This is a genomic window from Desulfurella sp. (assembly GCF_023256235.1).
Taxonomy (GTDB): Bacteria; Campylobacterota_A; Desulfurellia; order Desulfurellales; family Desulfurellaceae; genus Desulfurella.
The window spans coordinates 3,271-3,618 of the sequence record NZ_JAGDWY010000023.1; the positions used below are offsets into that span (position 1 = coordinate 3,271).

Consider the following 348-nt stretch of genomic DNA (forward strand, 5'->3'; position numbering starts at 1 on the left):
TACATAACCGCAGGCTGGTGTTATGCCAACAAGTCCAGCTATAGCACCACTTGCTGCGCCAAGCATTGTAGGATGTTTGTGTGCTATCCACTCAGCAAACATCCAGCTTAAAGCTCCAGCTGATGCAGCAATATTGGTTGTTAAAAAAACATAGCTTGCAATATTATTTGATGCAATGGCACTTCCTGCATTAAACCCAAACCATCCAATCCATAAAAGACCAGCACCAATTATGCTTAGGGCTATTGATGAAGGTGGCATTATTGTTTTTTTAAAGTCTCTTCTTTTTCCTACAATTAATGCTAAGACTAATGCAGAAATGCCTGAGTTTGCTTCTACAACAAGACC

Annotated in this window: 1 protein-coding gene; it reads right to left on the minus strand. The window is 40.2% G+C overall.

The genetic code is table 11. The annotated features are described in order from the left end of the window. On the minus strand, positions 1-348 hold a 348-nt coding region (locus tag Q0C22_RS02220; protein ID WP_367172085.1), incomplete at both ends, for an ammonium transporter.